The sequence below is a fragment of the Pseudomonas sp. LTR0 genome (assembly GCF_036630035.1).
GTDB lineage: Bacteria > Pseudomonadota > Gammaproteobacteria > Pseudomonadales > Pseudomonadaceae > Aquipseudomonas > Aquipseudomonas putida_Y.
This window is the reverse complement of record NZ_CP123734.1, coordinates 4,074,112-4,089,202: the sequence shown is the minus strand read 5'-3', so window position 1 is coordinate 4,089,202 and position 15,091 is coordinate 4,074,112. Positions and strand designations below refer to the sequence as shown.

The 15,091-nt window shown below is 64.0% G+C and carries 12 protein-coding genes and 1 pseudogene; 7 read left to right on the top strand and 6 right to left on the bottom strand.

The window, feature by feature from the left end:
• The first annotated feature begins 33 nt into the window (after window positions 1-33).
• Together QCL51_RS18730 and csrA are read left to right on the top strand one after the other, a co-directional pair.
• Window positions 34-843, top strand: a complete 810-nt coding sequence (locus tag QCL51_RS18730) for an SDR family oxidoreductase (RefSeq protein WP_084850779.1) — start codon at window positions 34-36, stop codon at window positions 841-843.
• A 120-nt stretch (window positions 844-963) separates the two neighbouring features.
• Window positions 964-1,143, top strand: a complete 180-nt coding sequence (gene csrA, locus QCL51_RS18725; protein ID WP_021782459.1) for a carbon storage regulator CsrA — start codon at window positions 964-966, stop codon at window positions 1,141-1,143.
• A 14-nt stretch (window positions 1,144-1,157) separates the two neighbouring features.
• On the opposite strand, the gene QCL51_RS18720 is transcribed toward csrA, so the two are convergent.
• From QCL51_RS18720 to mnmC, 5 genes are all read right to left on the bottom strand, one after another.
• Window positions 1,158-1,385: a YheU family protein gene (locus tag QCL51_RS18720; protein ID WP_004575803.1), complete on the bottom strand. Its 228-nt coding sequence runs from the start codon at window positions 1,383-1,385 to the stop codon at window positions 1,158-1,160.
• An 83-nt stretch (window positions 1,386-1,468) separates the two neighbouring features.
• Entirely contained in the window at window positions 1,469-2,653 is a 1,185-nt protein-coding gene (locus QCL51_RS18715; protein ID WP_021782458.1) for an osmoprotectant NAGGN system M42 family peptidase, read from the bottom strand.
• A 204-nt stretch (window positions 2,654-2,857) separates the two neighbouring features.
• Window positions 2,858-4,603 (bottom strand): N-acetylglutaminylglutamine synthetase, encoded by a 1,746-nt coding sequence (gene ngg / locus QCL51_RS18710; RefSeq protein ID WP_274119201.1) that lies wholly within the window; start codon window positions 4,601-4,603, stop codon window positions 2,858-2,860.
• A gap of 3 nt (window positions 4,604-4,606) precedes the next feature.
• Window positions 4,607-6,394, bottom strand: a complete 1,788-nt coding sequence (locus QCL51_RS18705) for an N-acetylglutaminylglutamine amidotransferase (RefSeq protein WP_021782456.1) — start codon at window positions 6,392-6,394, stop codon at window positions 4,607-4,609.
• A gap of 414 nt (window positions 6,395-6,808) precedes the next feature.
• On the bottom strand, window positions 6,809-8,773 hold the full coding sequence (mnmC, locus tag QCL51_RS18700; protein ID WP_338443988.1) for a bifunctional tRNA (5-methylaminomethyl-2-thiouridine)(34)-methyltransferase MnmD/FAD-dependent 5-carboxymethylaminomethyl-2-thiouridine(34) oxidoreductase MnmC: 1,965 nt from the start codon (window positions 8,771-8,773) through the stop codon (window positions 6,809-6,811).
• Between the two features lie 136 nt (window positions 8,774-8,909).
• Between mnmC and pap the strand changes: the two are divergent.
• Both pap and QCL51_RS18690 read left to right on the top strand, forming a co-directional pair.
• Window positions 8,910-10,404 (top strand): annotated as a pseudogene (gene pap / locus QCL51_RS18695) (polyphosphate:AMP phosphotransferase).
• A 177-nt stretch (window positions 10,405-10,581) separates the two neighbouring features.
• Window positions 10,582-11,535, top strand: coding sequence for a DMT family transporter (locus tag QCL51_RS18690; RefSeq protein WP_084850783.1), 954 nt, complete (start codon window positions 10,582-10,584; stop codon window positions 11,533-11,535).
• Window positions 11,536-11,650: 115 nt separating this feature from the next.
• Here the strand turns inward: QCL51_RS18690 and QCL51_RS18685 are convergent, their stop codons facing one another.
• A complete protein-coding gene (locus QCL51_RS18685) occupies window positions 11,651-13,045 on the bottom strand; it encodes a class II fumarate hydratase (protein ID WP_021782452.1) in 1,395 nt (464 codons plus the stop codon).
• 154 nt (window positions 13,046-13,199) lie between these two features.
• On the opposite strand from QCL51_RS18685, the gene QCL51_RS18680 reads away from it, so the two are divergent.
• The 3 genes from QCL51_RS18680 to QCL51_RS18670 all read left to right on the top strand — a co-directional run bounded on the left by QCL51_RS18680 (window position 13,200) and on the right by QCL51_RS18670 (window position 15,091).
• Complete coding sequence (locus QCL51_RS18680) at window positions 13,200-13,724, top strand: DUF2059 domain-containing protein (RefSeq protein WP_010952796.1); 525 nt, start codon at window positions 13,200-13,202, stop codon at window positions 13,722-13,724.
• 10 nt (window positions 13,725-13,734) lie between these two features.
• Window positions 13,735-14,031, top strand: coding sequence for a BolA family protein (locus QCL51_RS18675; protein WP_010952797.1), 297 nt, complete (start codon window positions 13,735-13,737; stop codon window positions 14,029-14,031).
• 127 nt (window positions 14,032-14,158) lie between these two features.
• The gene (locus QCL51_RS18670) at window positions 14,159-15,091 is read left to right on the top strand and encodes a rhodanese-related sulfurtransferase (protein WP_275966617.1); all 933 of its coding nucleotides are present in this window, start codon (window positions 14,159-14,161) and stop codon (window positions 15,089-15,091) included.

Below are 15,091 nucleotides of genomic sequence, written 5' to 3'. Positions count from 1 at the left end.
ACCGGACTACCTGTCAGAACAAGGCCTGCGACCATGCAAAAACGCATCATGATCACCGGCGCCGGGTCCGGCCTCGGCCGCGAGATCGCCCTGCGCTGGGCACGTGAGGGCTGGCGCCTGGCACTGGCCGATGTTAACGAAACCGGCCTGCGCGAAACGCTGGAGCAGGTTCATCAGGCCGGTGGCGACGGCTTCGTCCAGCGCTGCGATGTGCGCGACTATAGCCAGCTGACGGCCCTTGCCCAGGCCTGCGAAGAGAAATTTGGTGGGGTCGATGTGATCGTCAACAACGCCGGTATCGCTTCGGGCGGGTTCTTCGCCGAGCTGTCGCTGGAAGACTGGGACTGGCAGATCGCCGTCAATCTGATGGGCGTGGTCAAGGGTTGCAAGGCGTTCCTGCCGCTGCTGGAGCGCAGCAAGGGGTGCATTATCAACGTCGCCTCGATGGCTGCACTGATGCAGGGCCCGGGCATGAGCAACTACAACGTGGCCAAGGCCGGTGTGCTGGCATTGTCGGAAAGCCTGCTGGTGGAGTTGCGCCAGATTGAGGTGGCGGTGCACGTGGTGTGCCCGTCGTTCTTCCAGACCAACCTGCTGGACTCGTTCCGCGGGCCGAACCCGGCGATGAAGGCACAGGTGGGCAAGCTGCTCGAAGGTTCGCCGATCAGTGCGGCGGACATTGCCGACTATATCCATCAGCAGGTCGCTGCAGGCGAGTTCCTCATCCTGCCCCATGAGGCAGGGCGCCAGGCCTGGCAACTGAAACGCCAGGCCCCTGAGCGGCTGTATGACGAGATGGCCGAAATGGCGGTGAAAATGCGGGCAAAAGCCCAGTCGCGATGATTGGTCTGTAGGAGAAGTTACTCAAATGCGTAAGGGGCTTCTGAATCGCAGTGGAGCTATTGAGTAGCTGAATGCCTACGGGGCAGGCTCCGGTTTTCCCTTTTGCAGGAGGATCGGAACATGCTGGTAATAGGGCGTGAAGTGGGGGAGGTCATCATGATTGGCGATGATATCCGGATCATGGTGGTGGAGACCCGGGACGGCGTGGTGCGCTTTGGTGTGGATGCCCCGCGTGAGGTGCCGGTGCATCGAGCCGAAGTTTACAAGCGCATCAAGGCGTCCAAGCAGAACAAGGCCTGAACAGGCCAGACCTGCTATTCGAGCAGTTCGCGGGGCACATCATGCTTGGCCAGCAACTGGCACTGCTGGCTTTCCAGGTCGAAAAGGATGAAAGCCTGGCCTTTGGCCAACGCCTGGCGTACTCGCAGCACGCGGGTTTCCAGCGGGGTATCGTCGCCGTTGTCAGTGCCGTCGCGGGTAACGAAGTCCTCGATCAGGCGGGTCAGGGTTTCGGCTTGCAGTTGGTCGTAGGGGATCAGCATGGTCGGGTGGTGTCTGAAGTGGGTATGAGCATGCTACGCGAAACATTCGAGGTGTTGGGGCCGCTTTGCAGCCCCATGGGCGTTTAGCCTTTGTTTCCGACCAGGCTGTCCACCGCCGGTACCCGCGTGTCGCTTTCCATCTGCGCATCATGTTCCAGCTGGTGGCTGAAGCGCTCGAGCGATGCATTGGCCGGCTGCGAGTCGCTGGCAAACACGGGCGGGCTCAGCAGGTAGGCTGATAACAGCCGGCTCAGCGCTGCCAGGCTGTCGATATGGGTGCGCTCGTAACCATGGGTGGCATCGCAACCAAAGGCCACCAGCGCGGTACGGATATCGTGCCCGGCCGTTACCGCCGAATGGGCATCGCTGAAGTAATAGCGGAACAGGTCGCGCCGCACCGGCAAGTCGTGGTCGCCGGCCAGTTTCAGCAGGTGCCGAGACAGGTGGTAGTCGTAAGGCCCCGACGAGTCTTGCATGGCCACACTGACCGCATGCTCGCTGGACGCCTGCCCGGGCGCCACCGGGGCGATGTCGATGCCGACGAACTCGCTGACGTCCCAGGGCAGGGCGCCGGCTGCACCCGAGCCGGTCTCCTCGGTGATGGTGAACAGCGGGTGGCAGTCGATCAGCGGCTGGCGGCCGCTTTCCACCACGGCCTTCAATGCCGCCAGCAATGCGGCTACGCCAGCCTTGTCGTCCAGGTGACGGGCGCTGATGTGGCCGCTTTCGGTGAACTCGGGCAAGGGGTCGAAGGCCACGAAATCACCAATGCTCACGCCCAGTGCCTCACAGTCGGCGCGTGTGGCGCAGTAGGCATCCAGGCGCACTTCCACGTGGTCCCAGCTGATCGGCATCTGGTCGATGGCCGTGTTGAAGGCATGCCCGCTGGCCATCAGCGGCAGCACGCTGCCACGGAATACCCCGGTATCGGTGAACACGCTAACCCGGCTGCCTTCGGCAAAACGGCTGGACCAGCAACCGACCGGCGCCAGGGCCAGGCGGCCATTGTCCTGCAACTGGCGCACGCTGGCGCCGATGGTATCCAGGTGGGCAGAGACGGCGCGATCGGGGGTGGCCTGCCGACCTTTGAGGGTGGCACGAATGGTGCCGCGGCGGGTCAGCTCGAAGGGGATGCCCAGTTCGTCAAGGCGTTCGGCCACGTAGCGCACGATGGTGTCGGTGAAACCGGTGGGGCTGGGGATGGCGAGCATTTCCAGCAGCACGCGTTTGAGGTAGTCGAGATCGGGTTCGGGGTGTCGCTCGGACATGTTGGGGACTCCTTTACTCCTGTGCTGGCCTCTTCGCGGGCAAGCCCGCTCCTACAGGTACAGCGCTGCCTTCGCGGGCAAGCCCGCTCCTACAGGTACAGCGCTGCCTTCGCGGGAAATCTGCTCCTACAGGTACAGCGCAACCTTCAAGGGCGGTGATATCCCTGTGGGAGCGGGCTTGCCCGCGAAGAGGCCGGCACGGGTTTACGCCAAAGGCCGGCTATGGGGAAACAGCAGGTCGATAAAACGCTCGGCCGTGGGCTGCGGTTCATGGTTGGCCAGGCCAGCACGTTCGTTGGCCTCGATGATCACGTACTCCGGCTGCCCGGCATCACGCACCATGAAGTCCAGCCCCACCACCGGAATTTCCAGTGCCCGTGCCGCGCGCACGGCAGCATCGGCCAGCACCGGGTGCAGGCGTTCGGTGACGTCCTCCAGGGTGCCGCCGGTGTGCAGGTTGGCCGTACGCCGCACGGCCAGACGCTGGCCGGCCGGCAACACGTCGTCATAACCAACGCCCGCTGCGCGCAAGGTGCGCTCGGTTTCGTCGTCCAGCGGAATGCGGCTTTCGCCACCGGTGGCGGCCTGGCGGCGACGGCTCTGGGCTTCGATCAACTGGCGCACGCTGTGTTTGCCGTCGCCCAGCACCTGCGCCGGGTGACGGATGGCGGCGGCCACCACCTCGTAGCCGATCACCACGATGCGCAGGTCGAACCCGGCGTGGAAGCTTTCCAGCAGCACGCGGCTGTCGAATTGGCGGGCGTGCGCCACGGCACGGGTGATGTCGTCGATGCAGGTCAGGTTCACCGCCACGCCCTGGCCTTGCTCGCCATCGACCGGCTTGACCACCACCGCGCCATGCTCGTCGAGAAACGCCAGGTTGTCATCGGCATTGCCCGCCAGCTGTTGCGCTGGCACCTGCAGCCCAGCGTTGTGCAGCGCGTGCTGGGTCAGGCGTTTGTCCTGGCACAGGGTCATGGTCACGGCACTGGTCAGGTCGCTGAGCGATTCCCGACAGCGAATGCGCCGCCCGCCCAGGCTCAGGGTGAACAGGCCGCCAGCGGCGTCATCCACCTGCACTTCGATGCCGCGGCGTAGCGCCTCGTCGACGATAATGCGTGCGTAGGGGTTGAGGTCGGCTTGCGGGCCAGGCCCGAGGAACAGCTGCTCGTTGATACCGTTCTTGCGCTTGACGGCGAAGGTGGGCAGGTTGCGAAAACCCAGTTTCTGGTACAGGCGCTTGGCCTGGCGGTTGTCGTGCAGCACCGACAGGTCCAGGTAAGCCAGGCCACGGCTCATGAAGTGTTCGATCAGGTGGCGCACCAGCACCTCGCCCACGCCCGGGCGGGTGCAGTGTGGGTCCACCGCCAGGCACCACAGGCTGCTGCCATGCTCGGGATCATCGAACGCTTTGGTGTGGTTCAGGCCCATGACGCTGCCGATCACCGAGCCGCTGTCTTCGTCCTCTGCCAGCCAGTACACCGGGCCACCCAAGTGCCGGGGGGTAAGCAGCTCGGCGTCGACGGGGAGCATCCCGCGGGCCTGGTACAGGGTGTTGATTGCCTGCCAGTCGGAGGGGTTCTGTGCCCGGCGCACGCGGAAGCCGCGAAATACCCGCTGCGCCGGGCGGTAGTCGGTGAACCATAGGCGCAGGGTGTCGGACGGATCGAGGAACAGCTGCTGTGGGGCCTGGGCCAGCACCTGCTGCGGTGCGGCCACGTACAGGGCGATGTCGCGTTCGCCCGGGTGCTCGTCGAGCAAATCCTCGGCCAGGGAAACCGGGTCGGGGTAGGTGTGGCCTATCAGCAGCCGGCCCCAGCCGCAGTGCACGGCACGCGGTTGGTCATGGGGCTGGCTGCCGTCACCGGCCAAGCGCGCTTGCAGGCGCTCATAGGACGGCGCCTGGCCGCGCAGCAGGCGCTGACCATAAGCGATTTCATGGGCTTTCATCGGTCAGATTCCTTGTTCGCTCAACCACAGGTTAAGCGCCGCCAGTTGCCATAGCTTGGAACCGCGCAATGGCGTCAGTTGGCCGTGCGGGTTGCTTAGCAGGCGGTCGATCATGGCCGGGTTGAACAACCCTCTGTCTTGGCTGGGGTCGGTCAACAGCTCGCGTACCCAGCCCAGGGTGGCACCTTCCAGATGCTTCAGGCCCGGTACCGGGAAGTAACCCTTCTTGCGGTCGATCACCTCATGCGGGATCACCCGTCGCGCCGCCTGCTTGAGCACCTGCTTGCCGCCATCGGGCAGCTTGAAGCGTGCGGGAATGCGTGCCGACAGTTCCACCAGGCGGTAATCGAGGAACGGCGTGCGCGCCTCCAGGCCCCAGGCCATGGTCATGTTGTCCACCCGTTTGACCGGGTCGTCGACCAGCATCACGGTGCTGTCCAGGCGCAGGGCCTTGTCCACGGCAGCCGGTGCGCCGGGGCGGGCGAAGTGTTCGCGTACGAAGTCGCCGGCGGCGTCGGTTTCCAGCAGCCAGGGGGCCTGCACGGTGTCGCGGTATTCGGCGTGGCTGCGGTCGAAGAACGCATCTCGGTAAGCAGCATAAGCGTCGTCGGCGCCGTCCACCTGCGGGTACCAGTGGTAACCGGCGAACAGCTCATCGGCACCCTGGCCGCTCTGTACGCCCTTGCAGTGCTTGGCCACTTCCCGCGACAGCAGGTAGAACGCGATGCAGTCGTGGCTGACCATCGGCTCGCTCATGGCGCGAAACGCGGCCGGTAACTGGTCGATGATCTCGTGTTCGGCAATGCGCAGTTGGTGGTGGCGGGTGCCGTAGTGCCTGGCGATCAGGTCGGAGTACTGGAACTCGTCGCCGCGCTCGCCGCCGGCATCCTCGAAGCCGATGGAGAAGGTCGACAGGTCTTCCACCCCCACTTCGCGCAACAGGCCCACCAGTAGGCTGGAGTCGACCCCTCCGGACAGCAATACGCCAACATCCACAGCAGCCCGCTGGCGGATGGCTACGGCGTCCCGGGTGGCGTCAAGCACGCGGGTGGTCCAGCCTTCCAGGTCCAGCTCACGCTCGTCGGGGTGGGGGCCGTAGTGCAGTTGCCACCAGACCTGGCGCTCCACTTCGCCATGCCGGTCGATGCGCATCCAGGTGCCAGGCTCCAGTTTCTGCACGTTGGCCAGCAGGGTGCGCGGTGCCGGTACCACGGCGTGGAAATTCAGGTAGTGGTTGAGTGCCACGGGGTCGAGCATCGGGTCGATGTCACCGCCCTTGAGCAGTGCCGGCAGGGTCGAGGCAAAGCGCAGGCGTTCGCCGTTGCGCGACAGGTACAGAGGTTTGACGCCGAGGCGGTCGCGGGCCAGGAACAGGCGCTGGTTGTCGCGCTCCCAGATGGCCAGGGCAAACATGCCGTTGAGCTTGGGCAGCAGGGCAGCGCCCCAGGCGTGGTAGCCCTTGAGCAGCACCTCGGTGTCGCCGTCGGACCAGAAGCTGTAGCCCAGCGCCTGCAGTTCCTCGCGCAGTTCGGGGAAGTTGTAGATGGCGCCGTTGAAGGCCAATGACAGGCCCAGGGTGTTGTCGACCATCGGCTGCGCCGAGCCGTCGGACAGGTCCATGATTTTCAGGCGCCGGTGGCCCAGGGCGATCGGGCCTTGGCTATGGAAGCCCCAGGCATCCGGGCCACGCGGGGCCAGGTGATGGGTAATGCGCTCTACCGCAGCCAGGTCGGCTGGGCGAGGGGCTTGGTCGATGGGGGTGAAACGTAATTCTCCTGCTAATCCGCACATAAGTCCTTACCGGTTTTTCCGTTGGGGAGGTGATGCCCCGGATTAGGGCACCTTAATGAACTGACCTGTTTGCTTTTTTAGAGTTTTAGAACAGTTTGTTATATAAGGTTGAGGTGGCAGGTTATTGCCTGGGATCTCGCAGTATTGCAGAAATCGAGCGCCGCGTGCGCAGCGCATCGCGAGCTGCGCTCGCTCCTACGTTTGTTTCGGGCCAGTAACGCCTGTAACAGGCGCGCGCGACCGCCTTGCTCGTACGACGCAATACAGGGTCATACACCAAAGCGTTCGCGCGCAAATCCCCCAGGAATAATTGGCCCGAAACAAACGTAGGAGCGAGCGCAGCTCGCGATGCGCCGCGCGGGCGGCGCTCGATCTCACCGGCGCAATAAATTCAACGCCATGCGCCCGAAGCAATCACTTCCCCCGGATCAGCCTGCGCAAGGCAAACCGGTTCGGATGACACGCCTGCGCCACCTCACGCGGCAACGGCAACGGCTCGCCGCACACCCAGGCGGCCACCAGTTCCCCGCTCAAAGGTGCCGTGATCAACCCGCGCGACCCATGCCCGCTGTTCACATACAACCCCTCCAGCCAAGGGCAGGCCACATCCGGCACCTGCCGGGCATCACGCCCCAACACGGCATAAGCTTCGGCAAACGCCTGCGCGTCAGCCATCGGCCCGACAATCGGCAAATAATCCGGGCTGGTACAACGGAACGCCGCGCGCCCTTGCAATTGCTCGGGGTTCAGCTCGGCCACGCCCAGGCGCCGGGCCAGGTCAGTAGAAATCTCATCCAGCAACGCCAGGTTGCCCCGGTGCTCGGCCACCGTCGGCGCAAGGTCTTCACTGTGGAAGTCAAAACTTGCCCCCAGTGTATGTTCACCCTCGCGCGGCGGTGCCACATAGCCCTCCGCGCACACCACGGTGCGTAGCGCCTGGCTGCTGGCGGTGGCCGGCAAGCGGGTGATCTGTCCACGAATGCGCTTGAGTGGTAACTGCGCGCAAGGTTCGAAGTGCCGCACATCGGCCGCGCCGGCCAGGACCACCACTGGAGCGCTGGCTAATAGTTGGTCGCCAGCCCAGGCCTGCCACCGTTCACCCACTTTGCGCAGTTCGAGCACTTCCTGGTGGGCCACCAGGTGAATACCGGGGTGCTGCAACTGCTGCTGGCACAGCGCCGGCGGGTGCACCCAGCCACCTTCGGGGTAGAACAACCCGCCGCCAGGCAACGCCACGCCGGCGATGGCTTCGGCCTCGGCGTGCGCCAGGCAGTGCAGCAAGCCGTGGTCGAAGGCGACAGCCAGCTTGCCCTGGCGTTCGGCCTCCTTGCTGTCGAAGGCCAGTTGCAGCACCCCGCAGGCATCCCAGTCACGGCCACGCTGCAACCGCTGCAGCTGGCGCCGGGTGTAGCCGAACCCGGACAGGATCATCTGCGACAGTGCGGTGCCATGGGCGGACAGCTTGAGGTACAGCACCCCTTGCGGATTGCCCGAAGCTTCCTGGGCCGGGGCTTCGTGGCGCTCCAGCACGGTGACCTGCCAGCCACGCCGGGCCAGGCTGGCGGCGCTGCTGCTGCCGGCAAGTCCGGCACCGATCACCAGCGCCTCGCGCGGCCCCTGCGCAACAGCGGGGCGCGCGTACCAGGGCGCGCATGGGCCGGGCAGGGGGCCGACGTAGGCGCCGCTCATCACCTCCCACTTCTTGCCGATGCCTGGCACCTTCTTCATGGCGAAGCCAGCTTCGACCAGGCTGCGGCGTACCCAGCCGGTGGTGGTGAAGGTGCCCAGCACCGTGCCCGGATGCGATAGCCGCGCCAGTTGCGCAAACAGCGCCGGGGTCCACATGTCAGGGTTCTTGGCGGGGGCGAAGCCGTCGAGGAACCACACATCGATCTGCGCATCGAGCTGCGGCAGCTGTTCCAGCACATCGCCTATCAACAGGGTCAGGGTGACCCTGCCATCGGCGAAGGTGAACTGCTGAAAGCCCGGGTGCACCGCCACGTACTGCTCCAGCAGCGGCCCCGTATAGGCGGCCAGTTCAGGCCACAGGCTTACTGCGCGGGCCATGTCGGCGTGGGCGAGTGGGTACTTCTCGACGCTGACGAAGTGCAGGCGCGCGTCGCTGTGTGCGTGCTGGTCAAACAGCTGCCAGGCGCAGAAAAAATTCATGCCGGTGCCAAAGCCGGTTTCGCCGATCACCGTGCAGGCATGCGGCGCCAGGTTGGCAAAACGCTCGGCCAGGCGGGTCTGGCCGAGGAACACGTGCTTGGTTTCTTCGATGCCTTCGTTGACTGCGAAATAGACGTCGTCATAGTGCCGCGAATGGGGGCGGCCCTGGTCGTCCCAGTCGATCTGGGCGTGCTGGAGGAGGGTGGGCATGGTGGGCTCGGTTGCAGCGGATGGCGGGATTTTATGCCATCCGGATGAGCTGTGGGAGCGCGTTCATTCGTGAAGAGGCCCGCACAGGCAGAAATGAAATCCGCTAGTCTTGCTTATCCATTGAAGGAGCCAGTGCATGTTCGAATCTGCCGAAATCGGCCACAGCATCGACAAGGAGGCTTACGACGCCGAGGTACCCGCTTTACGCGAGGCCCTGCTCGAAGCCCAGTACGAACTCAAGCAGCAGGCGCGGTTTCCGGTGATCGTGCTGATCAACGGCATCGAAGGCGCCGGCAAGGGCGAGACGGTAAAGCTGCTCAACGAGTGGATGGACCCGCGCATGATCGATGTGCTCACCTTCGACCAGCAGACCGACGAAGAGCTGGCCCGCCCGCCCGCCTGGCGCTACTGGCGGGCCTTGCCACCCAAGGGGCGGATGGGGGTGTTCTTTGGCAACTGGTACAGCCAGATGCTGCAGGGACGGGTGCACGGGGTGTTCAAGGATGCCGTGCTCGATCAGGCCATTACCGGTGCCGAACGCCTGGAGGAGATGCTTTGCGATGAGGGTGCGCTGATCATCAAGTTCTGGTTCCACCTGTCCAAGAAGCAGATGAAAGCACGGCTGAAATCGCTCAAGGACGACCCGCTGCACAGCTGGAAGATCAGCCCGCTGGATTGGCAGCAGTCGCAAACGTACGACCGCTTCGTGCGCTTTGGTGAGCGCGTGCTGCGCCGCACCAGCCGCGACTATGCACCATGGCACATCATCGAAGGGGTAGACCCGAATTACCGCAGCCTGGCGGTGGGGCGTATTCTGCTGGAAAGCCTGCAAGCTGCGCTGGCCAATAATCCCAAGGGCAAGCACCAGGGCAACGTGGCCCCGCTGAGCCATAGCATCGACGACCGCAGCCTGCTTGGCGCCCTGGACATGACGTTGCGCCTGGACAAGGCCGACTATCAGGAACAGTTGATCACCGAACAGGCCCGTTCTGGCCGGTCTGCTGCGTGACAAGCGCATGCGCCGGCACGCGCTGGTGGCGGTGTTCGAGGGCAACGACGCGGCCGGCAAGGGGGGCGCCATCCGACGCGTGGCGGCGGCGCTGGACCCACGTCAGTACCGCATCGTGCCGATTGCCGCACCCACCGAAGAAGAGCGCGCCCAGCCGTACCTGTGGCGGTTCTGGCGGCACATCCCGGCACGGGGCAAGTTCACCATCTTCGACCGCTCCTGGTATGGCCGGGTGCTGGTGGAGCGGGTGGAAGGCTTCTGCAGCCCGGCTGACTGGATGCGTGCCTACAGCGAGATCAACGACTTTGAAGAGCAGTTGGTGAATGCCGGCGTTGTGCTGGTCAAGTTCTGGCTGGCGATCGACCAGCAGACCCAACTGGAGCGCTTCGAGGAGCGTGAGCAGATTCCGTTCAAACGCTACAAGATCACCGAGGATGACTGGCGCAACCGCGACAAGTGGGGCGAGTACACCCAGGCTGTGGGCGACATGGTCGACCGTACCAGCAGCGAGATTGCCCCGTGGGCGCTGGTGGAGGCCAATGACAAGCGCTGGGCGCGGGTGAAGGTGTTGCGCACCATCAACCAGGCGCTGGAAGAGGCGTTTGCCAAGCACAAGAAATAGCCCAATGTGATGTTGCCTGTTCTGGCGCTTTCGCGGTCAGCACAGGCAACACCTCGCCCCCCAGCCATGCCCTGGAAGAATGACCTGATGAATTCTTTTCTCGGCACTCTGCACCGTGACCGTCCTCCAACCCCGTAGAATTCAATCACCCCCACCACGGGCTTGATCGAGGATTTTATGCACACCACTTCTGGCCGCTGGGGCTATGGGCTGTTCCTGGCACTTCTGACGGCGCTGCTCTGGGGCATCCTGCCGATCAAGCTCAAGCAGGTATTGCAAGTGGTCGACCCGATCACCGTCACCTGGTACCGGCTGCTGGTCTCCGGTGGCCTGCTGTTCGCCTGGCTGGCGGCTCAACGGCGTTTGCCGTCCATCCGCAAACTGGCGCCCAGGGGCAAGGGCCTGGTGCTGGTTGCGGTGTTCGGCCTGATGGGCAACTACGTGCTTTACCTGATCGGTCTCAAACTGCTTAGCCCGGGCACCGCACAACTGGTGGTACAGATCGGCCCGGTGCTGTTGCTGGTGGCCAGCGTGTTCGTGTTCCGCGAGCGCTTCAGTGTGGGGCAGGGCATGGGGCTGTTGGTGCTGCTGGCAGGGTTTGGCCTGTTCTTCAACCAGCGCCTGGAGGAATTGCTGACTTCACTGGGTGCCTATACCACGGGCGTATTGACCATCTTGCTGGCGACCAGTATCTGGGTGTTCTACGCCCTGAGCCAGAAGCAGTTGCTGACCGTGTGGCATTCGCAGCAGGTGATGATGGTGATCTACCTCAGCTGTGCTGCGTTGCTGACACCTTGGGTGCACCCGCTGGAGGCCTTGCAACTGACCCCGGTACAAGGCTGGCTGCTGCTGGCCTGTTGCCTGAACACCCTGGTGGCATACGGCGCCTTTGCCGAAGCGCTGGCGCACTGGGAGGCCTCACGGGTAAGTGCCACGCTGGCGCTGACCCCGCTGGTGACCTTCGTTGCGGTGGCGCTGGCGGCATTGGTGTGGCCTGACTATGTGCATGCCGAGGACATCAACGCCCTGGGCTATGTGGGGGCGGTCACGGTGGTGTTCGGTTCGGCGCTGGTGGCGCTGGGGCCCTCGCTGGTGGCGGGTTGGCGGGCCCGCAGGGCGCGGTTGGCCTAGGTCTGTCGATTGCCTGTACCGGCCCTTTCGCGGGTAAACCCGCTCCTACAATGGATCGCCTCTCGGCGTAGGAGCGGGTTTACCCGCGAAAGGGCCGGTACAGGCTACAGAGCAGTCAGCCCTTGCCGCCCGGCGCCAGCATGTCCTCCGGCCGCACCCACTGGTCGAACTGCTCATTGGTCAGGTACTTCAAGGCCAATGCCGCCTCGCGCAAGGTCGTGCCCTCGCTGTAAGCCTTCTTGGCAATTTCTGCCGCCTTGTCATAGCCGATATGCGGGTTCAGCGCCGTCACCAGCATCAACCCGCGCTCCAGGTGCGCGGCCATCTGCTCGGCATCCGGCTCGATACCCGCCACGCAATGCGCCTGGAAGTTGCGGCAACCATCGGCCAGCAACTCGATGGACTGCAGCAGGTTATGGATGATGACCGGCTTGAACACATTCAACTGCAAATGCCCCTGGCTGGCGGCAAAGCCGATGGCCGCGTCGTTGCCCAGTACCTGGCAGGCCAGCATCGACAGCGCCTCGCACTGAGTGGGGTTGACCTTGCCCGGCATGATCGAGCTGCCCGGCTCGTTGGCTGGCAGGCGCACCTCAGCAAGCCCGGCGCGCGGGCCGGACCCCAGCAGGCGCAGGTCGTTGGCGATTTTCATCAGGGCCACGGCCAGGGTCTTCAGGGCCCCCGCCAGGCTGGTCAGCGGTTCGTGGCCGGCGAGAGCGGCGAACTTGTTGGGTGCCGTGATGAACGGCAGCCCGGACAGCGCCGCCAGCTCGGCAGCGATGGCCTCAGCAAAACCCTGCGGAGCGTTGAGCCCGGTACCCACGGCAGTACCGCCCTGGGCCAGTTCGCACACCGCCGGCAGGGTGGCGCGGATGGCGCGCTGGGCGTAATCGAGCTGGGCGACGAAGGCCGACACTTCCTGGCCGAAGGTAATCGGCGTGGCGTCCATCATGTGCGTGCGGCCGGTTTTCACCAGCTTGTGGTGACGCATCGACAGCTCGGCCAGTCCCGAAGAGAGTTCGGTGACGGCCGGCAGCAGCTTTTCATGCACCGCCTGGGCTGCCGCAATGTGCATGGCGGTGGGGAAGCAGTCGTTGGAGCTCTGCGAGCGGTTGACGTGGTCATTGGGGTGTACTGGCGCCTTGCCGCCACGGCCTTTGCCGGCCAGTTCGTTGGCGCGCCCGGCGATCACCTCGTTGACATTCATGTTGCTCTGGGTGCCGCTGCCCGTCTGCCAGACGACGAGCGGGAACTGATCGTCGTGCTGGCCATCCAGCACCTCATCGGCGGCCTGCTCGATCAGCCGGGCGATGTCGGCCGGCAGGTCGCCATTGCGGTCGTTGACGCGCGCCGCGGCCTTCTTGATCAGTGCCAGGGCGTGCAATACCGCGCGGGGCATGCGCTCCTTGCCAATGGCGAAGTTGATCAGCGAACGCTGGGTCTGCGCACCCCAGTAGGCGTCCTCCGGAACTTCGACCGGGCCCAGGCTGTCTGTCTCGATACGGCTCATTCTGTACTCACTCCTGTGTAGTTCGAAATCGCAGTTTAGGCCCTGATTCGACCGAGCGGTTCCGTCGCTCGTCGTGCCACTTGAGCACATCGCCACCACGGCGCAGAATGCTCTACTCTGAGGTGCCCGCCTCCCTCTCTTTGAAGGAAATGCAATGACCCGTCTCCGTGTCCTTTGTGCCGCCGTTGCCCTGGTTTGCGCCAGCGGCCAGGTACTCGCTGCCACCGCCAGTCACAACGCTGCTGCCGAGAAATTCCTGACCCTGGCCAACGCCGACAAGCTGGGCACCCCGGTGTACATGCAAGTGCAGCAGATGTTTGCCCAGCGTTTCGCCCAGACCAAGGCCCCGGCCGCCAAGCAGCCCGTACTGGAAAGCTACCAGGCCAAGGCCAATGCCGCGCTGGACAACGCCATCGGCTGGAACAAGCTGAAGCCGAAGATGGTCGACCTGTACACCCGCACCTTCACCGAGCAGGAACTGAAGGACCTGGTCAAGTTCTACGAATCGCCGCTGGGTAAGAAAGTGCTGCGTGAAATGCCCAAGGTCACCCAGCAGTCGGCACAGCTGACCCAGCAGAGCCTGGAGCCAGCCGTTCCGGTGGTGAACAAGCTGCTGGAAGACATGACCAAAGAGCTGGACCCGAACGCAGGCAAGGCCGCCGCCCCAGCGAAGAAGTGAGTACGCCGCAATGACTATGCAACAACGTATCGAACAGCAACTGGCCGCGCTGGCGCCGCAACACCTGGAAGTGCTCAATGAAAGTCACATGCACAGTCGTGGTCAGGAGACCCACTACAAGGCCGTGATCGTCAGCGAGCAGTTCGCCGGGCTGAACAGCGTCAAGCGCCACCAGAAGGTGTACGCCACCATGGGTGAGCTGATGGGCGAGATCCACGCCCTGGCCATCCACACCTACACCGCCGAAGAGTGGGCCAAGGTCGGCGTTGCACCGGCCTCGCCCGTGTGTGCGGGCGGCGGGCACTGAAACCGTTTTGTTGTTCTGGTAGAATCTGTATCACCCAAAGGGGGCCGCTTAGCGGCCCCCTGCTTTTTGTGCAACTGTCAAACCCGGTCCGCCCCTTACGAGGGCAACCACCTGGAGATTCCGTTACATGTCTCAAGCCATCGTCGTCGCGGCGCTGTACAAGTTCGTCACCCTGGAAGACTACGTCGAGCTGCGCGAGCCGCTGCTCAAGACCATGCTCGACAACAACGTCAAAGGCACCCTGCTGCTGGCCCAGGAGGGCATCAACGGCACCGTGTCAGGCACCCGGGAGGGCATTGATGGCCTGCTGACCTGGTTGCGCAACGACCCGCGTCTGGTCGATATCGACCATAAAGAGTCGTACTGCGACGAACAGCCGTTCTACCGCACCAAGGTCAAGCTCAAGAAAGAGATCGTCACCCTCGGCGTGCCGGGCGTAGACCCCAACCAGGCCGTTGGTACCTATGTCGAGCCCAAGGACTGGAACGCCCTGATCAGCGACCCGGAAGTGTTGGTGATCGACACCCGCAACGACTACGAAGTGGCCATCGGTACATTCAAGGGCGCCATCGACCCGAAGACCGAAACCTTCCGCGAGTTCCCGGAGTACATCAAGGCCAATTTCGACCCGAGCAAGCACAAGAAGGTCGCCATGTTCTGCACCGGCGGCATCCGTTGCGAAAAGGCCTCCAGCTACATGCTCGGTGAAGGCTTCGAGTCGGTCTATCATCTTAAGGGCGGCATCCTGAAATACTTCGAGGAAGTGCCTCAGGAAGAAAGCCTGTGGGACGGCGACTGCTTCGTCTTCGACAACCGGGTTACGGTGCGCCATGACCTGAGCGAAGGCGAGTACGACCAGTGCCACGCCTGCCGCCACCCGATCAATGCAGAGGAGCGCGCGTCCGAGCACTATTCGCCAGGTGTCAGCTGCCCGCATTGCTGGGACAGCCTGAGCGAGAAGACCCGGCGCAGTGCCATCGACCGGCAGAAGCAGATCGAGCTGGCCAAGGCCCGCAACCTGCCGCACCCGATCGGTTACAACTACAAAGCCGAGGCTTGA